This is a genomic window from Halohasta litchfieldiae, assembly GCF_002788215.1.
GTDB classification, from domain to species: domain Archaea; phylum Halobacteriota; class Halobacteria; order Halobacteriales; family Haloferacaceae; genus Halohasta; species Halohasta litchfieldiae.
This window is the reverse complement of sequence record NZ_CP024845.1, coordinates 2,494,049-2,514,279: the sequence shown is the minus strand read 5'-3', so window position 1 is coordinate 2,514,279 and position 20,231 is coordinate 2,494,049. Positions and strand designations below refer to the sequence as shown.

General features: G+C 60.7%; 17 protein-coding genes. 7 read left to right on the top strand and 10 right to left on the bottom strand.

The window, feature by feature from the left end; genetic code table 11:
• The first annotated feature begins 37 nt into the window (after nt 1-37).
• The 3 genes from HALTADL_RS12670 (at nt 38) to HALTADL_RS12660 (ending at nt 8,293) form a co-directional block, all read left to right on the top strand.
• Nucleotides 38-3,427: a hypothetical protein gene (locus tag HALTADL_RS12670; protein ID WP_143054112.1), complete on the top strand. Its 3,390-nt coding sequence runs from the start codon at nt 38-40 to the stop codon at nt 3,425-3,427.
• A complete protein-coding gene (locus HALTADL_RS12665; RefSeq protein ID WP_089671103.1) occupies nt 3,424-7,311 on the top strand; it encodes a UvrD-helicase domain-containing protein in 3,888 nt (1,295 codons plus the stop codon). Before HALTADL_RS12670 ends, HALTADL_RS12665 begins: the two co-directional genes overlap by 4 nt.
• 301 nt (nt 7,312-7,612) lie before the next feature.
• On the top strand, nt 7,613-8,293 hold the full coding sequence (locus tag HALTADL_RS12660) for a carbonic anhydrase (protein ID WP_089671102.1): 681 nt from the start codon (nt 7,613-7,615) through the stop codon (nt 8,291-8,293).
• A 27-nt stretch (nt 8,294-8,320) separates the two neighbouring features.
• On the opposite strand, the gene HALTADL_RS12655 is transcribed toward HALTADL_RS12660, so the two are convergent.
• The 4 genes from HALTADL_RS12655 to HALTADL_RS12640 form a co-directional block, all read right to left on the bottom strand.
• Nucleotides 8,321-9,187, bottom strand: coding sequence for a universal stress protein (locus HALTADL_RS12655; RefSeq protein WP_089671101.1), 867 nt, complete (start codon nt 9,185-9,187; stop codon nt 8,321-8,323).
• A gap of 66 nt (nt 9,188-9,253) precedes the next feature.
• On the bottom strand, nt 9,254-10,642 hold the full coding sequence (locus HALTADL_RS12650; RefSeq protein WP_089671100.1) for a hemolysin family protein: 1,389 nt from the start codon (nt 10,640-10,642) through the stop codon (nt 9,254-9,256).
• A 69-nt stretch (nt 10,643-10,711) separates the two neighbouring features.
• Nucleotides 10,712-11,605, bottom strand: coding sequence for an ABC transporter permease (locus tag HALTADL_RS12645; protein WP_089671099.1), 894 nt, complete (start codon nt 11,603-11,605; stop codon nt 10,712-10,714).
• Entirely contained in the window at nt 11,602-12,642 is a 1,041-nt protein-coding gene (locus HALTADL_RS12640; protein WP_089671098.1) for an ABC transporter ATP-binding protein, read from the bottom strand. The genes HALTADL_RS12645 and HALTADL_RS12640 overlap by 4 nt, the downstream gene beginning before the upstream one ends.
• A 155-nt stretch (nt 12,643-12,797) precedes the next feature.
• Here HALTADL_RS12640 and HALTADL_RS12635 point away from each other — a divergent pair, with 155 nt between their 5' ends.
• Nucleotides 12,798-14,672 (top strand): cation:proton antiporter domain-containing protein, encoded by a 1,875-nt coding sequence (locus tag HALTADL_RS12635; RefSeq protein WP_089671097.1) that lies wholly within the window; start codon nt 12,798-12,800, stop codon nt 14,670-14,672.
• 137 nt (nt 14,673-14,809) lie between these two features.
• A complete protein-coding gene (locus HALTADL_RS12630; protein ID WP_089671096.1) occupies nt 14,810-15,715 on the top strand; it encodes a DMT family transporter in 906 nt (301 codons plus the stop codon).
• Nucleotides 15,716-15,726: 11 nt separating this feature from the next.
• Here the strand turns inward: HALTADL_RS12630 and HALTADL_RS12625 are convergent, their stop codons facing one another.
• From HALTADL_RS12625 to HALTADL_RS12600, 6 genes are all read right to left on the bottom strand, one after another.
• Nucleotides 15,727-16,119, bottom strand: coding sequence for a type II toxin-antitoxin system VapC family toxin (locus HALTADL_RS12625; protein ID WP_089671095.1), 393 nt, complete (start codon nt 16,117-16,119; stop codon nt 15,727-15,729).
• Nucleotides 16,119-16,316, bottom strand: coding sequence for a hypothetical protein (locus HALTADL_RS12620; protein ID WP_089671094.1), 198 nt, complete (start codon nt 16,314-16,316; stop codon nt 16,119-16,121). Before HALTADL_RS12620 ends, HALTADL_RS12625 begins: the two co-directional genes overlap by 1 nt.
• Before the next feature lie 81 nt (nt 16,317-16,397).
• Complete coding sequence (locus HALTADL_RS12615; protein WP_089671093.1) at nt 16,398-16,679, bottom strand: chorismate mutase; 282 nt, start codon at nt 16,677-16,679, stop codon at nt 16,398-16,400.
• A complete protein-coding gene (locus tag HALTADL_RS12610) occupies nt 16,676-17,587 on the bottom strand; it encodes a shikimate kinase (RefSeq protein ID WP_089671092.1) in 912 nt (303 codons plus the stop codon). The genes HALTADL_RS12615 and HALTADL_RS12610 overlap by 4 nt, the downstream gene beginning before the upstream one ends.
• A gap of 52 nt (nt 17,588-17,639) precedes the next feature.
• On the bottom strand, nt 17,640-18,074 hold the full coding sequence (locus tag HALTADL_RS12605; RefSeq protein ID WP_143054111.1) for a hypothetical protein: 435 nt from the start codon (nt 18,072-18,074) through the stop codon (nt 17,640-17,642).
• 45 nt (nt 18,075-18,119) lie between these two features.
• Nucleotides 18,120-19,325 (bottom strand): hypothetical protein, encoded by a 1,206-nt coding sequence (locus tag HALTADL_RS12600; RefSeq protein ID WP_089671090.1) that lies wholly within the window; start codon nt 19,323-19,325, stop codon nt 18,120-18,122.
• Nucleotides 19,326-19,423: 98 nt separating this feature from the next.
• Between HALTADL_RS12600 and HALTADL_RS12595 the strand changes: the two genes are divergently transcribed.
• Together HALTADL_RS12595 and HALTADL_RS12590 are read left to right on the top strand one after the other, a co-directional pair.
• Nucleotides 19,424-19,864, top strand: a complete 441-nt coding sequence (locus tag HALTADL_RS12595) for a DUF5796 family protein (RefSeq protein ID WP_089671089.1) — start codon at nt 19,424-19,426, stop codon at nt 19,862-19,864.
• An 18-nt stretch (nt 19,865-19,882) separates the two neighbouring features.
• Nucleotides 19,883-20,203 (top strand): DUF7508 domain-containing protein, encoded by a 321-nt coding sequence (locus HALTADL_RS12590; protein ID WP_089671088.1) that lies wholly within the window; start codon nt 19,883-19,885, stop codon nt 20,201-20,203.
• Nucleotides 20,204-20,231 lie beyond the last annotated feature (28 nt).

Sequence of the window (20,231 nt, the reverse complement as noted above, 5' to 3'; positions counted from 1 at the left end):
ATAATTTATACGGCCACCGCCCATCGCGTAGCGTATCGTGTCAGTAACGGTGTCATATGGATCGCTGGTTTCGTTTCTCGACACACGGGTCGACCGAGAAGACCCAGTACCCACCACAGAGACGACGGGCCTCTGTCTGGTCGCTGGCGGCATCGTTGGTGACAACCTCGAAGAGGCACTCGCCCGGCAGGGAATTCCAACAGCGGCCCTCGACATTTCGACAATCGAGGACACTGCGAGCCGCCTGCTCGACTCCCATCACAGCCGTCACACTGACGACCCCGCGTCGGTCGACATCCTCGACCAACAGCTCTGCGAAGCCCTGCTGGTCGATACGATCACCACCGCCTCTGACTCCGGCTCGGTCGAGACCGTCGACAGCCTGCTGTCGGGGTTCGACTGGGCCGGTCGACCCACGCTTCGAGACACGCTCTGGCGAGAACTCGACCGCTACTTTCGGATGACCGATGCCGGTGAGGACCACGCCGCAGCAGTCGACGTCGCCACCGATCTCGCTGCACGCGACCCCTATGCCGGGAGTCGCTCCCAGCAGGCTCTCGATGCGTTTCAGGAACTCCATACTGCCCTCCAGCAACGAACCGAAGACCTGCCGGAGGCTGCGTATATCTCACGAAGCCATCTCGTCAGTGCCGCCCGCGAGGCGCTGGCCGCCGAGTGGGTCGACTGCTATCCCGACGTCGAGTGGGTCGCCGTCGACACAATCTCGGTCCTCGACAACCCCACGCTCCGCTTTTTCGAAACACTCGCCCACCTCGACGACGGGCCGGATCTGTATCTGTTCGGAACCGAGACGGGCGCGGGGGCGACGCTCTACGACCGACTCAACGCAACGAGTCTCGATCCGGATCTCACGCCGGGTGAGACCGACGACCCCGAAACCCCACACGTTGCGGGACTGATGGAGACGGTCCGAGGAGATCCTCCCGACTCGCTCCCGAACGTCGAATTTGTGGAGGCCCCCGATGGTCGACGGGAACTCGAATATGTCGCCGGAGCGATCCGAGAACTGACGGCGATGGACGTCGACAGCGATGAGTCGACCGAGACGACCTGTGGAGATATCGTCATCGCCGCCAAGGACGTGATTCCCTACCGGAACCGGATTGCCGACGTGTTCACCAGCCACGAAATCCCGACGCATATCGAGGCCCGCCAGCCCCTGATGCAGACGGTTCCGTATCGGTATCTGCGGGCCGTCGTCGACCTGCTGGCGGCCATCGAAAACGGAACACCGATTACCACACAAGAGCTTGTCGACCCGCTTCGACTGGGCTTTTGTCCCCCCGACACAGCGACAGCCTCGGAGGTGGAGTGGCCAGTGGATGGCCAAACAGCTGCCGAAATTGAGGCTCGTCTTGAAACAGTTGCCACGGCAGTCGACGAGGAGGGCCAACCATTGGCAGACTGGATCGAGACGATTCAGACCGAACTCTCGCCGACCGAACTGCCAGTAATGACCGCGTTCATCGAGTGGGTCGACGAGACTGCCGACTCGGCCCCTGAGTCGGACGAGGCGGTCGTCGACCTGATCGAATCGGTGCTCGATGCACATCTCAGGCCACTGACCAGCCGCGGCGTTCGTCGACCCTCAGGTCCCGGTATTGATGGAACACGAACCGCACTCACCACCAAACACGACTCTCATGTCGTCGCCCGACTTCGGGCACAGTCCGACCGCGTTGGCAGCTACGTCGACCGAGCCATCGAGACCGACCTCGCAGCTCCCGGCTGGGAGGTGGCCGCCGAAGCCGTGAGACAGGTCTGTGGCAGTGGCTCCTACTGGCCGCAGAACGCCGACGGTAATGCGGTGCGGATCATCAACGCCGCCAACGCACACTACATCGAGGCCGACCACGTGTTCGTCATTGGTCTGGCCGCCGAGGAGTTCCCTGCCGACCGTAGCCAACCAAATATCTTCCACGAGACGTTTTACGGGACGATCCGCGAGATTTCGGCGGCAGCAGACGATGGAACCCCGACTGCGTATCTCCACGCGCCGACCAATCAGAGCCAGTTCGAGGGCGATATCGACGAATACCGCGCAGCAGTCGATGCGGCCACCGAGAGCGTCTGGCTCTGTCGACAGTTCAGAACCAAAGAGGGTGAGACTGTCCCGTGGTCGGGATTTGTCGACGCCTACACCTCGGGGGCCGACGAGGAAATCCACCGTATCGCCATGGATGAGTGGCTCCCAACAGCCGACCGCGAGAGCGATTGGGAGACCACAATCCGGACTGCAACGCCACGGGACCGGCTTCGACTGCTTTCGGCGACGTTTCCCGATGGGATCAATGGGCCCGCCGGTCGGTCGACAGGTTCGCTCACCGACCGAGACGCCATTGTCGACCTGCTGTCGCGGGTCGATGGCGACGCCTACAGCCGGGAGATCGACCCACGTCGACGGCGATATCTGGGCGAGGATATTCGGTCGATCACTGTCAGTCCTGACGAACCGCTGTTTTCGGCGGACAGCGAGACAGCAACTCCAAAACAGTCGCTGGCAGAGATTACGGGTCCACCGATCCGACCCCACGAGCTCGATTTATATACCAACTGCCAACTCAAGTTCTACTTTTATCAGTATGTAAACACAGGCGGCATCGACAGAGACCGGGTTGCTGACCGGGCGACACGGCTCGGCAAGCAGTATCCCGATCCAGCGTTCACTGACGGACTCCGTCGACTGATCTCGTCGACCGGCCGGCTCGCGGATCGACAGGCTGCCCTCAGCCGGTACGACTCGCTGGGGGCGTTCCGTGATCAGTTGGCCTCGTGGATCGAGACCGATCCGGCACTCGATTCGAGTCTGATGCAACCGATGCTCGGTGAGTATCAGGCCGTCCAGCAGGAACTCAATGCAGACATCAACAGGGAGTGGCGGTGGGAACCAGCAACGACCGTTCAGATCGATGGGCATGCGGTTCGGGTGCCCGGCCACCGTGTCGACGTGCTTCCGGAGTCCGGATTTTTGATCCCAGTCTGGTACACCGGTGCCGAAGGGACCGCCAAACAGCTCGTAAGTCAGTCCCTCCCGTCACAGAGCGCGGTTACCGAACGCGACCACCGACTTCTGGGTGGTGCCGAGATGGCCGACACATTCGGTGGTACGCTCGTCTATGATCCTACCAGTGCGGCCGCCTCCGCACCGCGGGGACTTCTCATCGGCGGCGATCTCAACCCGATCCCTGCGGCGATTCCGGACACGTCGAATCTCACGCGAATCAGCCGCTCGGAGTGGGACGAGTGGCGCGATTCAGCTGCTGGCTCTCTCGAACCGATGACTGCCGTCGACGAACCGATCACCTACGACGTCTCCGACTCGTTCGTGGACAACGGCGGCTGCGTCGGCTGTGGTTACCGTGATCTCTGTCAGGTACCAGCCAGTCGACAGCGGGGTGGCAAATGAGCCAAGACACTCGGTCGACTGCTGGCGAGTCCAGCGACATCGACCTTCAGTTGTCTCTTGAAGATGGTGAGGGACCGCCCCATCCGCCGGTCGACGACCAGCGAGCGGTGTTGGCGAGCTACTTTGAAGGCACTGGTCGGGTGGTGGTCGACGCTTCCGCAGGCACTGGGAAGACAACCACGCTCGTGGTGACGCTGGCCGAAACCATCGTCCGAACCGCCAGCGAGACCGACAATCCGCTGTCGGATATTCTCGTGACGACGTTCGGTCGGGATGCGACTGCCGAACTCAAAACCCGACTCAAAGGACTGCTTCGGCATCACGTCGACAACGGGGGTGGGCTTCCGCAGGACGTGTTCCGGTGGATCGAAACCGAGAGCAACATCCAGACGCTGGATGCGCTGTTCGCGGATCTGCTCCGGGAGATTGCCATCGAGGCGACTGTACCGCCGGATTTCAACGTCGACGACCGACTCGAACTCCAGCGACTCCGTGAGGAGATTTTCGCGGATCTCCGCCGGGAGTACCGCAGCGAGTTCCGGACGCTCGAAGAGGCGTATCCGGCCGAGGAGTGGCGCACGTATCCTCCGGATACCGTCGAAGAGATGCTGGCTTCGGCCCAACAGAACTGCCGTGAGTTCGGTATCTCGACGGCCGAGGCTGCCGAATCGCTTCGGGAGAGCCTCATTGTGGGTTATGGCGGTGACGGCGGCCACTGGCTCGGTGAGACTGACACGGAGACCAGACCAAACTCGGTTCCACCGGAGACGGTCGACGACATCACTGCAATTCTCAGGGCGGTCGTCAGCGAGGATGCGGAGCTCTCGGTCGACTCCGAGGCCGACGCCCAGCAGCTACTGGCACACGTCAGAGCGACCTACTTCGAGACCGAGGCCGCCATCGATGCGTTTGCCACCCTATTGACGGCTTACGAGCGGGCGTACGACAGCCGAACGCGGCGGGCCGGGCAGTTCACTTTTACCGATGTCGCACACCTGCTCAACAGCTATCTCGACGACTGCGAGCCGACCGCTCCGTTCCGGCAGACACTGGGCCAGCGGTTCGACCACGTCTTCGTCGACGAGTTTCAGGACACGAGTACGGTCCAGTGTGCCGTGCTTCGTCGACTTGTCGAGCCTGAGGACGAGAGTGGTGGTACCGACGAGGATGGATCGAACCTGTTTCTGATCGGCGACAGCAAGCAGGCCATCTACGAATGGCGGTCGGCCGACCCCGCGCTGTTCGCCGAGATCATCGAAACGACACAGGCTGTGGCCCCCGACCCGGCGACGATACCGCATCTCAACGTCAGTGGTGTGCGCTACCACGCGCTGACGACGGTGTTTCGGCATCATCCCGACATCGCCGCGGCCGCGAACCACGTCTTTCAGCGGCTGCTTGGGGACGAGGGCCGCGGCGCAGTCGACGGGTCGGGACCGTCGTATGTCCCCGTCGACCCCTACGGCTCGCCGTGGGAAGCCAATACAGAGACTGCTGAGACCACTGAGAGCGATAACAATGATGACGACTCTCACATCCATGTCCTCAATGTGGGTGCGACCAGCGAGGATCTGAGTGAGTATATTGCGGCCGCCGACTGGGCGGCTGCCGAGTCGACGCGCGTTGCCGAGACGATTGCAGCGATCACCGACCCCGATACGGAGGAGCCACCAGTGACTATCCAAACCGCCGGGGGCGAGGAAGATACTGACGACGAGCCTAGCCGACAGCCCACACCGGGCGACATCACCTTGCTGTTTCGGTCGACACGCCAGATGGAGCGCTACGCAACCGTCCTCCGCGAGGAATACGACATCGCTGCCGAGGCGGTTGCGACCGGCGACCTCTTCGAGCAGCCCGAAATCCAACTACTGATCGATCTGCTGTCGTGGATCGCCCGACCATATGACATCGATCTCCGTCGACTGCTCCGGTCGCCGCTGGTCGCCCTCTCCGACGAGACGATCCGAACGGTTGTCGCCACAGACTCCGAGTTGGAGACGCTCGTCGACGCGTGGCCGGAATCGCTTCCGGCCGACGACCGCCAGCGACTCGCCGGGCTGGTGTCGCTCCGTGAGGATCTCAACTGGGTGCGCGAAACCTCGAAGACGGCGCTTATCCACCGCTTGCTACAGCACTCCGGACTGGACGCGGTGCTGCTGAGCGACAGCGACGGGCTTCGGCGCTACGGCAACGTCTGGCTGTTGACCGAACTCGTCGACGACTGGGAAGTCGACGAACTGCTTTCTTACCGGGAGTTCCGCAGTCGACTCCGAGCGCTTCGAGGCGGAACCGACAGCAGCGACCCGCAGTTTTCGGTCGCCGACCGCGATAGCGAGCGTGGCGATGCGGTCACGCTGACGACGGTCCATCAGGCCAAGGGCCAAGAGTACCCCATCGTGTTCCTCTGTGATCTGCCGAAACCCTCGAACTACCCCCGACTCCAACACGACCGACTGGTGATGAGTCGACGGGATGGTTTCGGGCTCCGGCCACGCCCCGGCACGCCCCCGAGTCCGGAGGGTGTCGAGTTCCCAACGCCAGATTCGGATCGCAGTCGGCCCGTCTGGTTCAACGACGATTTGGACACCGACTACCCCGATGCGACGGGACCGATCTGGCTTTCGGATGCCCGGACCGAGACTGGCGCGTTCCGGTACCCCAACCCACTGAATAGCCATTTAAAAGCCCACGAGGCGGAGTTTTGGCGGCTGGCCTACGTGGCGTTCACCCGCGCCGAGGACCACGTCTTTCTTGGAGTGGGTGATCTGGATACGAACTCCGACTACTATGACCAAGCGCAGTGGACGACATGGCTCGCGGCGTTCAACGAGACGCTAGCCCCCGACGCTGGCTGGGATTCGATCACCGACCGCGACCCTGCGGATCGAACAATTTCGCAAGATCTCTCGTGGCGCGTCGACGCGGACCAAGAAATCTCGGAGACCGTTTCGATTGGCGTCGACGAGATACCACCGCAGTCCCCCAAACCGACACCCGAACTCGATCTCCTCGACGAGTTGGGTCGACTGCCGGGCAGTGGCGACGAGATCGACACCCAGACATACCGGCCACGAACCGTCTCAGCGTCATCGCTCGCCACGCTTGCGTCCTGTCCGCGTGCCTTCCAGTACCGTCACGTCCAAGCAATCGAAGCCGTCCGCCAGCCGTCTCGGTCGGGTCGGTTGGATCAACCGGTCGCGTCGACCGCGTCGACACAACCGCCGGGTTCCCTCGCCCCCAACGAGTGGGGCGACATCGTCCACCGGGCGATTGAGCTACGGCTGAGCGACCCCGAGCGCGCAGGGCAGTATATTCGAGACCAGCCGGAGGCAGTCGAGAGCCAACTGCGAACAGTCCTCACGGCGGTCGAGTCGTCCACACTCTTCGAGCAGTGTCAGTCGACGGCTGGCGAATGGGTCACTGAGTACGATCTCTCAGATCTCGTCTCGACCGAGGGACGCGAGCTCCGTCTGACCGGAACCGTCGACCTGCTGTATCGAAGCGAGGGGGCGTGGCACTTAGTCGACTGGAAAACCGGCCAGCGGCCAGCAGACCCAGCGGACTCGGCACACAGCCAGCAACTCTCCGTGTACGCATGGCTCCTCGAACGGCAGTTCGGAATCACGGTCGAGACCGCGACTCTCGGCTACATCGATCCCGCCGCGGAGCCAGTCCTCACACCGGTTGCTGTGACAGACAATCTCGATACTGAGTGGGTCGACCGAACAGTCGTCGACGCGAGCGACGCGCTCCCGATTCCCTCCGCGGATGGTCTCGAAACTCGTCCGGACCCCGAGACCTGTGGCAGTTGTCCCTACGCAGCGAGCGTGGGTGGACCGTGTACTGACGACTATCACGCGACTGACGCGGACTCCGAGTAGCATACTATCACCAAATAGTTATTATCTACACCGGTGATTTATCGGTATGACCGAGGATCTTGCGGCGGCATTTTGTCGGTTTGTCGAGGAGGACTGTACCAGACGAGTTGGAAGCCCCTCACACTGTGTGAACGGCTCTCGCTGGAGATCGATGCGGGTTCTGAACTGCTCAAACTGGCCAGCGACGCCTGCGAGGAGCAATCAATAGTTTTCATCCCGTGACTGAGAGTCAACCGACAGCAGACGAACGGTTGAGCCGTCGAGAGTGAAGAATTTTATTCACTGCGGGAGACCGTAGTATATGAATCAGACTGTCGTCGACTTATTAGCGCGGAACGTCGACCACGCCCACGAATTCAAAACTCGGTTTGACGACGTTCAAGACGCCCAGTATCCGGGTGCGGTCACGGTCTGTTGTTCGGACTCACGGGTGCTTCAAGACCACATCTGGGGCAACGACGAGCCCGGACAGCTGTTTTCCTGTGGCAACATCGGCAACCGCGTCATCCAGCGAACTGACGAGGGCGATGTCGTCTCCGGCGACGTGCTGTACCCGATTGCCCACACCGGGACGAAAACCGCCATCGTGATGGGCCACACCGGCTGTGGAGCCGTCACTGCGACCTACGACGATCTGACCGAGGGCCTCGACGAGCCAGCCGGGATTAGTCACTGTCTCGACCTTTTAAAACCACCTCTCGAACCCGCGCTTGATATGCTTCCCGACGATGTGAGCCGGGCTGGTACAATAAATCGGCTCGTCGAGTACAATGTCGACCGACAGATCCAGATGCTCTTAGAGAGCGAGGACGTGCTCGACGATGTCGACTGTATTGGTGTCGTCTACGACTTTCAGGACGTCTATGATGGCGAGCGCGGCGAGGTCCACGTGATCAACGTCGACGGTGAAACCAACGTCGAGACGCTCCAAGCAGCCCATCCGGAGCTCGAGGCACGGATCGAGCGGCTCTGGGAGTACTGAGCGCCGTTGGCTACCCATCAAGCGTAGCTATTCGTGGCTGCCGACGGTCAACACCGGCACGGGGGCCGTTCGGAGCACTCGTTCGGTGATACTCCCCAGAAGGCGCTGATTGAGACTGGTCCGGCCGTGGGTTCCCATCACGATGAGGTCGACATTCTTCGTGTCTGCATAAGATCTGATTTCGCTTCGAACTGAACCTTGCTGCACAGCGGTGGTAACGTCGGTACATCCTCGCTCGGCTGTGATCTCGGCAGCCTCATCGAGGAGGGTCTGACCGTCGGCTTCGAGCCGCTCGGTGGCCGCCGCCGAGCGTGCATCGATTCCCAGTGGCTGTTCGTCGACGACAAACAGAAGATGGAGTGTTGCCCCATGGTAGGCGGCGATCTCCGCACCGCGTTCGACGGCCGCCGACGCGTGGTCGCTGCCGTCAGTCGGGACGAGGACGGTTTCGTATGGATAGGGTGCGGCCTCGGCGGCCGCTCTGACCGTCACGACCGGAGTTTCAGTTGTGGTAACGACCTGATCGGTGACGTTTCCGAGGACGTACTCCCCGAGGTCGCGCTGGCCGCGGGTCCCCATCACGATGCAATCGATCTCGTAGCTCTCGTCGTACTCAAGGATGGCTGCTGCTGGTTCGCCCTGAATCACCTCTGTCACCATCGAGACGTCGCGTTTCTCGCCACGCTCGCGGGCTTCGGCGACGATGTCTGCGCCCTCTTGGACCAGCGCGTCGACCACGTCGACGCCGATCCGGGTCAGACTGGGAACGTTGGTGTCGGCCACGTTGATGAGATGGAGTGTCGCCTCGTGGTCCGCAGCGATATCGAGGGCGTGGTCGAGTGCCGCGGTCGCCGGGTCGCTGCCGTCGACGGGGACGAGAATCTGGTCATACATGAATAGTAGTTTGGCGGCGACTGACTTACACGTGTGGCAGGTCCTTTTTAACCGGTGACGAGCCGATCAGTCGCTGGCCTCATCGTTTTCGTCGTCGGAGCGACTTTCCTCGCTCGCCTCGCCCTCTTCGGTCGACGTGTCAGTCTCGTCGATAGCGACCGAGGTGATTCGCGCGCCGTCGACGCTCTCGACAGTGAAGCGGTAGCCGTCGACCTCGATTCGGTTGCCAACTGCGGGGGCCCGACCCAACCGATCCAACACGAGTCCACCGACCGTGCCGAACTCGTTGGTTTCGAACTCGGTGTCGAGCGTCTCGTTGACCATCGAAATCGTGAGGCTGCCGTCGGCGACGTAGGTGCCGTTTTCGCGCTTGCTGATCGATGGCTCGCTCTCCGGAACGTCGAAATCGTCCCGCAGATCGCCAAGGACGACTTCGATAATGTCCTCAACCGTGACGATTCCTTCAAACGCGCCCCATTCGTCGATCACGGCGGCCATCTGCCGCTGTTCGGTCTGGAACTGGTTTAAAAGGTCGGTGACCTGTCCGGTTTCTGGAATGATCGGCATCTCACGGGCGAGATCTCTCGCCGTGATCTTGTCGGCTCGCTCGGCGTCGAACTCGCTTGCTCGGAGCACGTCTTTGACGTCGACGAAGCCGACCATCTGGTCGGACTCGGACCCCTCGACGACCGGGTATCGGGTGTGGCCCTCCTCGATGATGGTCGACCGGAGCTCCGACAGCGACAGATCCGCCGACACGCTCACCACGTCCGGACGCGGGATCATGATCTCTCGGACCGAAATATCGTCGAGATCGAAGACGCGTTCGATCATCTCGACTTCTTCGGCGTCGATATGACCTTCGGTCCCTGACCGGGTCAACACAGTCAGAATTTCTTTCTCAGTCAGCGTCTCATCGGTCTCGGAGGCTGGCGGAACACCGATGAGCCGTGTGAAGAAGTTCGCGGTCCCGTTGAACACGTAAATACCCGGTCGAAAAATAACGTAGAAGAACTTCATCGGCGCGGCGACGAACAGCGACACACGTTCGGCCTGTGCGATAGCGATTGTCTTCGGGGCAAGTTCGCCGAAGACGACGTGGAGGAACGTAATCACGCTGAACCCGATGGCGAAGGCAGCGATGCTGATCGCTTCCGGTGAGAGAAACGGCTCCATGAGGGGCTCGATAAGCGCCGCCACCGCTGGCTCCCCGATCCAACCCAATCCAAGCGAGGAAATCGTAATCCCGAGTTGGGTGACCGCGAGGTAGTCGTCGAGGTTGTCGAGGGCCTCATCCAAGAGATCCGAACCGGGTTTCCCCTCCTCAACGAGTGTCTCGACAGCTGTCGACCGAATTCGGACGTAGGCGAACTCCGCGGCCACGAAAAAGCCATTTAAAAATACGAGGAAGATGGCCGCAACGACTCGACCAGCCGAAAGGGCGAGAGTGGTCATTGGGTCCCTTATTCGTTTCTTCCCTAAAAATACACCCGTCGAGTACCACACCTGTTAGGCGTCTCGCCGTTATTGCACGTCAGAACTCGATGCCCGAGAGAGCAGCGAGACGGCAAGAGCACCGAACGCGAGATCCAAGCCGAGCAACACGACCACGGCCGGAACGACACCGTCGAGGGTGCCGCCGAACCACGTCACCTCGATCACAGTCATCACGTCCTGATCGAGCATCAGCGAGCGCGCGGCGTCGACCCCATACGTAACTGGATTGAGCCGGGCGAACGTTTGAATCCATCCCGGGAGCGCCGACAGCGGGAGAAATGCACTCGACAGAAAGAGGAGTGGGAACTGCAGGAGATTCGCGCCGATGATCGTCGACTCTTGGTCCCGAGTGAGAATCGCCAGCGTGTTCGAAAACGCGACGAACCACAGCGAAAACAGGATGCCGACCGCGATAATCCCGAGCGCACCGACGACGCCGGTGATGATCTCCGCGCCGAGGACGAGGCCGAGCCCGAGGATGATCGAGATCTGAACCGCGATGCGAAACACTTCGGCGGCGGTTTTGCCGACGAAGACCGCAGTGCGGTTCATCGGCGTCACGAGCACCTTCTCGAACATCCCGTTCTCGATGTCGTTGACCAGCCCGATACCGGAGGTGATCGCCGCCGCGAGGGCAACCTGAATGGTAATCGCGGGCACGAGATACGTCTCGTAGGAGATGCCGGGAATCCCCTGATTGACCGCCGAGCCAGCGACGGTACCGAATACTTCGGTAAACAGGACCAGAAAGATGATCGGCTGGACCAGCGAGACGACCAGCACAAACGGATTCCGGACGGCCTTGAGGTTCCAGCGTTTGAAATTCACCCAGACATCGCCGAGGAAGCTGTTGCCGGAGCGGTCGAGGCCGTGGCCTGCAGGGGTGGCTGTCTCAGTCGACTCCTCGACGTCGGTACTCATTGTGAGACCTCCGAGGCGGTCGACGCTGGCGTCTCGTCTTCCACAGCATCAGTCGACTCGGCGTCGACCGTATCGCCGGTGATGGCGAGGAACACATCGTCAAGCGTCGGCGCTCGAATATTGAAGCCAACGACAGTCAGCCCGGCATCGCGGAGGGCGACAAGTAGATCCGTCCCGTGTTGGCGGACCGACTCGGCGGTGACAGTGATTCCCTCGTCGGTTTCGTCGACCGTCGCATCGGGGAACGCTTCGAACTCACGAGCAATCGTTGCGGCACGGGCGCGAACGTCGACCCCACCGTCCAGTTCGAGATCGAGGACGTCTCCACCGACTCGTCTTTTTAGGTTGGATGGACTCCCGTCGGCGACTATTTGTCCGTCGAGGATGACCGCCAGCCGGTCACAGAGTTGGTCGGCCTCTTCGAGATACTGGGTGGTCAGAAAAATCGTCGTCCCGCGGTCGTTGATCCGCCGGAAGTAGTCCCAGAGCCGGTTTCGAGCTTTTGGGTCTAATCCGGTCGTCGGCTCGTCGAGAAAGACTAGTGGTGGCCGGTGGACCAACGCGGTCGCCGCATCGAGTCGCTTTTTCATGCCACCGGAGAACTCCTCGGCTCGCTTGTCGGCGACGTCGGCGAGGTCGACGAGATCCAGCAGTTCGTCGACTCGCTGGTCGCGGTCGCCTCGCGGGACGCCGTAGGCCTCACAAGCGAAGCGAATATTCTCCTCGGCGGTGAGTTCCGGATCGATGCTCGTCTCCTGGGCCATGTAGCCGATGGTCTCCCGAATCTTTCGCGGCTCGGTGCGCACGTCGAATCCATTGACGTGGACCGTCCCACTGGTGGGTCCGAGCAGCGTTGACAACACTTTGATGGTCGTCGTTTTTCCGGCTCCGTTGGGGCCGAGGAAGCCGAAGAACTCGCCTTCGGGGACGGTCATATCCACCCCGTCGACGGCGGCTGTTCCATCGCCATATACGAGTTCGAGACCCTCGACGTCGACGGCCGCGGGGACCGTCTCGGTCGAATTCGGCGGTGACATACTGGCCTTAGTACCGCGTACGGTATGTACGTTGGCTGTGTCGACAGCGACGACCGGATACGGAACTCACCGACAGTCACCAGCCTGTTCTGTGTGAGGGCGGTATCGCCACGCATCTCGCCATCTCTTTATGAGTCGACTGTGTGTTTGTCTGTGTGGTTGGAGAAGGACCAGATACACTCATCATCGTCGCGCTCATCCTCGCTCTCGGCGTGGCCGCACAGGTTCTCGCCGACAGATTTCGCGTCCCGAGCGTGCTGTTTTTGATTTTGGCGGGGGTGGCTGTCGGGCCAAAGGGGTTGTCGATTGTGACGGTCGACGTCTTCGGTGATTCGCTGACGACGATTGTGGGAATCAGCGTCGCGATTATCGTCTTCGAGGGCTCGTTCCACCTCAAAGTAGACAAACTGCGTGAAGCCCCCTCTGCGGCACTGCGTCTTGTGACCATCGGTGCGGTGATCTCGTTTGTCGGGACAACGGTCGCAGCTAGGTACTTCCTCGGTGCCGAGTGGGGGATTGCAGCCCTCATTGGCGCGCTCCTGATCGCGACCGGGCCGACAGTGATCACCCCTATTTTGGCCGTGGTTCCGGTTCGGGATCGTGTTGCCGCGGCGCTCGAAACCGAGGGGATCGTCAACGACGTCACCGCGGCGATTCTTGCCGTCGTCATTTTCAAACTCCTGACCGCACAGGAAGTCGCACCCACGCAGTATCTGGTCGAGTTTATCCAACGGTTGAGTATTGGGGTGTTTTTCGGACTGGTCACCGCAGGTGTACTCTGGTTCCTCTTCGTTCGGATGGAGCTGTCGACGGGCTGGACCCCACAGAATGCCCGCCTGATGACGCTTTCTGGAGCGATCTTAGCGTTCGCCCTCGCAGATACAATCGCCTCGGAATCCGGCGTTGCCGCGGTGGCGACCGCCGGGATACTGCTTGGCAACGCCGACCTCCCCTACGAGGAGACCATCGAGGAGTTCAAAGGGGATGTGACGATCATCGTGCTTTCGTTCGTCTTCATCGCGCTGGCAGCACTGATTGAGTTCGATACCTTGCTTGCACTCGGTGTCGGCGGCCTGCTTGTCGTGGCGGCGATAGCACTGCTGGTCCGCCCGTTGTTGGTGTTCATTTCAACAACTGGCGACCGGTTCAAGCGGAACGAGAAACTGTTTATGAGTTTCGTGGGACCTCGCGGTATCATTCCAGCCAGCGTCGCCACGTTGTTTGCGATCCAACTCCAGACGCCCGAGGCACCGTCGAACCCCGAGGGTGCGAGCATTCTTGCGGGAACGGTGTTTCTCGTCATTTTGCTGACTGTCGTCTTCGAAGGTGGATTTGCCAGACAGATAGCTGAGAAATTACAGGTCATACCAATGCGTGTACTCGTTATCGGCGGCGGCCGTGTAGGAAAAGAAATCGTTGAACGACTCGAAGAGCGGGGCGAAAACGTCGTCATCATCGAAGATCGAGGTGACACCGCAGAGGAACTTCGGAATCAGGGCTTTACCGTCCGTGACGGCGATGGAACCAACATCGAGACGCTCCGTAAGGCCGGGGCAGAACGGTCGAAAATCGTCGTTGCCGCCACAGGCGACGACGATACGAACCTGCTTGTGGCACAGCTCGCAAGCTCCAAGTTCGATACGCACAAAGTGATCTCTCGGGTCAACGAACCCGACAACGTCGACGCGTTCAACGAACTCGGCGTCGAGACCGTCTCGGCGTCATCAGCCACAGCATGGGGGATCGACAACCTCATCGAACGCCCCGCGCTCTCCCGGTGGATGACCGAACTCGGCCGGAGTGGCGACGTCCAAGAGATCGAAGTCACCGACGAATCGCTGGTCGGTAAAACGGTCGGTGACGTCTCCGAGATGCTCCCCGGCGGATGTATGATCGCACTCGTGAGTCGGGATGACGAGAACACGGTGCCAGACACCAATCAAGAGATTCACTACGGTGATCACCTCACCGTGCTCGGTCGAACCGATGCCGTCCACGAAGCCATCGAACGACTCCACCCCCACGACTGAGTTGCGACCGACGGTCGAGGGCAACGGAAGGGGATGTTGAGCCCGTATTCGGATCTCTTCTGGCGACAGAAAAAATAGCAGAACAGAACCACGTACGGTTCTCGTAAATATATAAGGCCGGTAGCGAAAATGCGAATGTGAGTAGTTTCCGAAACGCCGGACTGTTTCTCCTGTTATCGTTTCTGTGGGGAACGTCGTTTATGGCGATCAAAGCGGGCCTGGAGTTCATGCCGCCGGTCCTGTTTGCAGCGTTTCGCTACGACCTCGCCGCCGTCGGAATGCTTGGCTATGCGGCATACGCGACCGACTACTGGCGACCGCGCAGTCAGGCCGACTGGACGGTCGTCGGAATCAGTGCGATCCTCATTATCGCCTTTTATAATACGTTCCTGTTCGTCGGCCAGCAGGGCGTCACAAGCGGGGTCGCCGCGATCCTGATTGCGATGAACCCGATTCTGGCGACCGGCTTTTCACGGCTCCTGCTCCCGAGCGAGCAGTTGGGAGCCGTGGAGTCGGTGGGACTTTTCGTCGGCTTTCTCGGCGTCGGACTGGTCGCTCGGCCGACCTCTTCGGGGGTGCTGGCGGCGGATCTTCTGGCACCGGGGTTCGTCCTGCTGGCGGCGGTTTGTGTCGCCCTCGGCAGCGTGTTGATCCAGCGCGTCGACGGCGGACTTCCGGCAGAGGGGATGGTGGCGTGGTCGACCGCGTTCGGGGCGATCCTGCTGCACGCGATGAGCCTCGCCCTCCCGTCGGAATCGATGGCCGATATAACAGTGACAACCGAAGCCGTCGTGACACTGGTCTATCTCGCGGTGTTTGCAAGCGCTGTGGGCTACGTCATCTACTTCGACCTACTTGACCGACTGGGAGCCATCGAGATCAATCTCGTCTCGTATACCGTGCCGATCTTTGCGGCGCTGTCGGGCTGGCTCGTGTTGAGCGAGTCGGTCGACGTACTGTCGGCTGTCGGCTTCGCCATGATATTTGGTGGCTTCGTCCTGCTGAAGCGCGGGGCGCTCGGTGAGAAAGTCGACTGGCTGTGAGCAAAGCGTCGTTACTCGATCAACTCGGCTGGCTCGATGGCACCGTGCTCCAGTAGTTCGCCATCGAAGGTGACCATCGTGGCGTCGACATCCTCGGCGAGAGCAAGGAGGACGCAGTCAAGCGTGTACAGTAGCGTGTCTTCTTGGAGACTGTATGCCGAAATCTGATCACTGATTTCCGGCGCGTAGATGTCGACGCGTCCGTAGATGTCAGTCAGTATATTTTCAACTTGCTCTTGTTCCACACGCTTCTTTTTCGTCAATACCGACCGAATTTCCATCAGGTTGAGAATCGACGTGCAGAACTCATAGTTCTCGTTCAGCAGTTCGGTCGCTATCTCACCACGTGCTGGTTCCTCGGTTATGCTGGCAATGAATACGTTTGTATCGACGAATACCTTCATCAACGCTCTCGCGTGTCGCGCACTGCTTCAACAGAGTCGATGTCGACAGCTGCCAGTCGTCCAGACAGTACGTCACCGAGTTTGGCTGTCGACTCGTCGTCTTTGTTGAAATCACTGATGTTGGCCGTCGATTCGTCGTTCTCGTCGTTCTCGTCGGTTGATATCGGCCCGTTTGGCGACGTTACGCGACTTCCCATACGTACCATACCGGAGCGAATACTAAATCAGTTTGGTGGTCCTGCACGATTCGGAGAAAAACAAACGCGTATAGCGGTCGACTACCGGTTCTGTCGCTGTTCGACCTTGTTCAACTCGATCAGCAGTCGGAATACGGCCTTGACGAGGTTCGAGTCGACGTCGAACTTGTCGGCGTTCTCCCCAGCGCGATCCATGACCTTGTCCTCTTGGCCTTCATCAGTCGTTGGCAGATCTCGCTCGGATTTGACCTCCGCAATCGTGTCGGCAACATAGGTTCGGCGGGCGATCAACTCGACGATCTCCCGGTCGATGTCTTCGATTTCGGTACGCAGCTCGTCCAGACTCTTTTCTTCAGTGCTCATTGGATTCGTGCTCCGGTGGTTTGTGTCGACGTCTCAAGAAGGCTCCCATCGCGCGCGGCCCACTGCTCGCGGACCGCCGCCAGCGACTCACCAGTGCCAACCGCCACGACACTGGGGCCGGTGCCCGACAGCGAGACACCCTCGGCGTGGTCCATCGCCTCGATAGCTGGATCGGTCGAAAAGCCGAGCGCCGCCGAGTAGGCCAGTCCATTGACGGTCATCGCCTTGCCGTAGCGACCGTCGAGTGCCAACTCCTCGACGAGGTCGGCCATCTCGGTGATCTTTCCACAGCGGTCGACGTCGGCGTCCGCGCTGTAGGCCCGCTCCGGCGGCGTCCAGACCAGCACCTCCCAGTCGCGGGTTTCGCGGGCCAACAACTCGTCGGTGTCGTTGTCAGTCACAACAACGCCGCCGACCATGCTCGCGGCGGCATCGTCGAACGCGCCGGTGATCGTGACACCCACGTCACGGGCGGCTTCGACGCCGAGTCGACAGGCATCGAGAGAGGTGATTTCGTCGGCTGCGGGGTCGACCCCTCCATCGCCATCGAGTTCACTTTCACCAGTGGGGTCGACGACGTCGACGCCGAGGGCATCGAGCGTGGCCAGAATCGAGGCGTTGGCCGCCGCGCTCGAACTCTTGAGTCCGGCAGCCATCGGTACCTCGCTTTCGGTGCGGACGGTGCCACCCTCGCCGTCACCGAATCGCTCGGTGACGAGGTCGACACAGCGTTCGATCAGTCGGGTGTCGCCATCCGGTTCGCCATCGATTTCGCCGGTGACGGTGTCGCCGCTATCGAGGTCGACGGTGGCGGTGGTGTCGACATCGATGGCGAAGGCCGACCCTGTGTGTGTCGCCAACGCGTTAAGAACGGTGCCGGCACCCGGTGCCGACGCGACTCCCTTCATACCGGAACGGTGTCAGGGGTGATAAAAGAGGTGACGGTTCGCACTGTAGGAGTTAGTTGAGTGCCGAACTCAGCGCCGAGACGAGGCTCCCCATAATCGCAGTCGGAATCCCTGCGACGAGCATGGGGACCAGTGCCTGACCGAAGGAAAACGCCTGTGTCGCCCCATCGCCTTTCGAGAGGACGAGCACACCGAGTGCGATCACACTCATGATGTAGAACCCGACGAGGCTCCCGCCGCCGCCGGTGATAAGTGCGGTTTTCGGACTCGAAAACACCGAGCCGAGGAGGCCGCCGACGAGTGCGGCGATCACTGGGCCGAGGAAGAAGATGATGACAGCGGTCTGGAGATAGGCGATGGCGATGAAGATCGGCCCGAAGTCGGTGGCTCCACCAGCGTCGGTGACGAGCTGTGACTGTGCCCACGAACCGGAGACAAAAGCCAACACCCCGAGAGCAATACCGAAAAGGGTGAAGAGCGATATCATGAAACCAACTGCTTGCAGTGTCTTTTTCATAGGTGTAGTCGGATGTTATGGGTTCAGCCACGTGCCGCTGAGGAGTTCAGTCCACTCATCGCTCCGTTCTTCCCACGGGGTCGGTGAGGGGTCGACCGCAAACAGGTAGGAGTCTGCTCTACAGAAATAGGCGTAGAACCGCTGTCCGTCCTTGGTGTAGAGCACCTGATTCCACGTCTCATCGCCCCAGTCGACTTGGGATTCGATTTCGAGGTCGAACGCCTCGGAAGCAACGACCGTTTCGAACGCCGCCTCGGCGGCCGCGAGATCAGCGTACTGCTGGCCGTAGACTGCTAGTGGATCGGTTTGGGTAGGATCGATACGACCGCTGGTTCCCACATCGTGGAACCGAACGTAGAGTTGATAGCGCCGGTCGGTCGACTCCGCGAACGGTTCGAATCTATTGTCTATCGACGACAACAACTCGTATCGCCTGCCGCCCATCGGCCGGTCAAGATACTCGATCTCACGGCTCGAATCATTGACGACATAGACGCCGTGTCCGGGAAGCCGCTGATCGGCATCGTCGTGCTGATCGGGATCATCGCTGCGGTGTCGAATCTCGAACATCGTTCCGGGTTCGTCTCCGGCAAGCCACTCGTGAAGTCGGTTGTCGACCGGATTGGGCGAGTAACGCTCTTCGGTCGCTTTGACCGTGGACGCCTCGCCGTAGATCCGAGCGACGTATTCGAGTTCGCGTTCGACTCGGTCCCAGTCTTTGCGATTCCTGAACTGTTTGGCCACGGGAAACCGATCGTCGTTGACTGCCGAGAAGTTGATATGACCCGTGAACTGTGGTTTCGGAATCTCGATGACCGTACTAGCCACATCGTTTGCGAACGCCTCGACGTCTTCGAGCGGTTGTGCATCGAGCCGCCCGTCGGTGGTAAGCGTCTCCAGTAAGGATTCTACCTCGGTGTAGACATCCCGAAGTCGACCCCGATACGTTCGCATCGTCCTGTCGTACTCGGTTTCGAACCACCGGAGTTCGTCGTAGATCGAAGCCGTCTCCTCGGCAATCCGGGAGTTAATCGGATCTCCGGACGGCTCTTCGGATTCTCCCGGACTTTCATCGCCATTCCCGGAGGCGTCCGGTTGTCCGTCGGACCCATCGGTCCGTTCCGGATAGGTGATGTTCGATCCCGATGACAGACAGCCAGCAACCCCAGCGCCGATACCGACACCTGCAATCGCAAGGCACCGACGGCGTGTTGGTTGCATAATCCTGATTGGTCGTTAGTGGATAATAAACCCAACGCTCGGTGGGGGTGTGGCCGGACAAACGGCGGACTTTTTCGGGCCACTCCCATAGCGACAGTATGGCAGTTCATAACGACGTTCCCCCGCGAACACTCGGCGTCGAACTCCGTGAGGAGGGTGTCGTCGTCACCTACGCCGACGGACGGACGACCATCTACCGCGGCGTTCCCAAAAAGGTCAGTGGCTCACTCAAAACCGCTCCCGGCAAGGAGACACACGTTCTCGTCACAGATCCGACCGAAACCGAGGGCGTCCTGCTGTACGTCAACGACCTCAAAACCGCCGACGAAATCCTCGAAGACACCGGTGTCGGCCGAATCCTCCTCTCGGAAAACGACCGTGAGGACGTGTTCCCCGGCGTGACAGTCTCCCGAACTGGCGGTCATCGAACGACTGTCGAGGCCGACCCCGAGGAGGCTCGGGGCCGCGTCTTTGTCTTCGTCGAGGACGACTGGGGCGAAGCCAGCTACGAGTTCGTCGACGAGTCTCGACTCGATTAGTCGCTCCCTAACTGATACATGAGTCTCAGAAAACAGTGGCAAGCCTTGGATCGGTCGACCGTTGCCAGCGCCCCCGAGCGCTACGGTCTCTACGAGTTGGGCGACCAAGAGGGCACCAGTCTCGGCGTCGGCATCGGCGTGCTTCGGGACGAACTCAAGGAGGCGCTATCCTACGGGAGACCGTCGGGCTTCGAGTCGACCGAAGCGGGTGGGACAACCGGCGAGTCGACCGAAGCGGGTGGGGCAAACGGCGAGTCGACTGGCAAGCCAACACAGGTTCGCTGGGAGACCGCCACATCGAAAGCCCACGCCGAGCGGCTGCTCGAAGAGCATCGGTAGCCCAATTCCTGTTGTCCGTGCATAATAA

Excerpts from the sequence above, each read along its gene's own strand:
- HALTADL_RS12665 (WP_089671103.1), top strand. The coding sequence starts at position 3,424 with ATGAGCCAAGACACTCGGTCGACTGCTGGCGAGTCCAGCGACATCGAC.
- HALTADL_RS12660 (WP_089671102.1), top strand. The coding sequence starts at position 7,613 with ATGAATCAGACTGTCGTCGACTTATTAGCGCGGAACGTCGACCACGCC.
- HALTADL_RS12655 (WP_089671101.1), bottom strand. The coding sequence starts at position 9,187 with ATGTATGACCAGATTCTCGTCCCCGTCGACGGCAGCGACCCGGCGACC.
- HALTADL_RS12650 (WP_089671100.1), bottom strand. The coding sequence starts at position 10,642 with ATGACCACTCTCGCCCTTTCGGCTGGTCGAGTCGTTGCGGCCATCTTC.
- HALTADL_RS12645 (WP_089671099.1), bottom strand. The coding sequence starts at position 11,605 with ATGAGTACCGACGTCGAGGAGTCGACTGAGACAGCCACCCCTGCAGGC.
- HALTADL_RS12640 (WP_089671098.1), bottom strand. The coding sequence starts at position 12,642 with ATGTCACCGCCGAATTCGACCGAGACGGTCCCCGCGGCCGTCGACGTC.
- HALTADL_RS12625 (WP_089671095.1), bottom strand. The coding sequence starts at position 16,119 with ATGAAGGTATTCGTCGATACAAACGTATTCATTGCCAGCATAACCGAG.
- HALTADL_RS12620 (WP_089671094.1), bottom strand. The coding sequence starts at position 16,316 with ATGGGAAGTCGCGTAACGTCGCCAAACGGGCCGATATCAACCGACGAG.
- HALTADL_RS12615 (WP_089671093.1), bottom strand. The coding sequence starts at position 16,679 with ATGAGCACTGAAGAAAAGAGTCTGGACGAGCTGCGTACCGAAATCGAA.
- HALTADL_RS12610 (WP_089671092.1), bottom strand. The coding sequence starts at position 17,587 with ATGAAGGGAGTCGCGTCGGCACCGGGTGCCGGCACCGTTCTTAACGCG.
- HALTADL_RS12605 (WP_143054111.1), bottom strand. The coding sequence starts at position 18,074 with ATGATATCGCTCTTCACCCTTTTCGGTATTGCTCTCGGGGTGTTGGCT.
- HALTADL_RS12600 (WP_089671090.1), bottom strand. The coding sequence starts at position 19,325 with ATGCAACCAACACGCCGTCGGTGCCTTGCGATTGCAGGTGTCGGTATC.
- HALTADL_RS12595 (WP_089671089.1), top strand. The coding sequence starts at position 19,424 with ATGGCAGTTCATAACGACGTTCCCCCGCGAACACTCGGCGTCGAACTC.
- HALTADL_RS12590 (WP_089671088.1), top strand. The coding sequence starts at position 19,883 with ATGAGTCTCAGAAAACAGTGGCAAGCCTTGGATCGGTCGACCGTTGCC.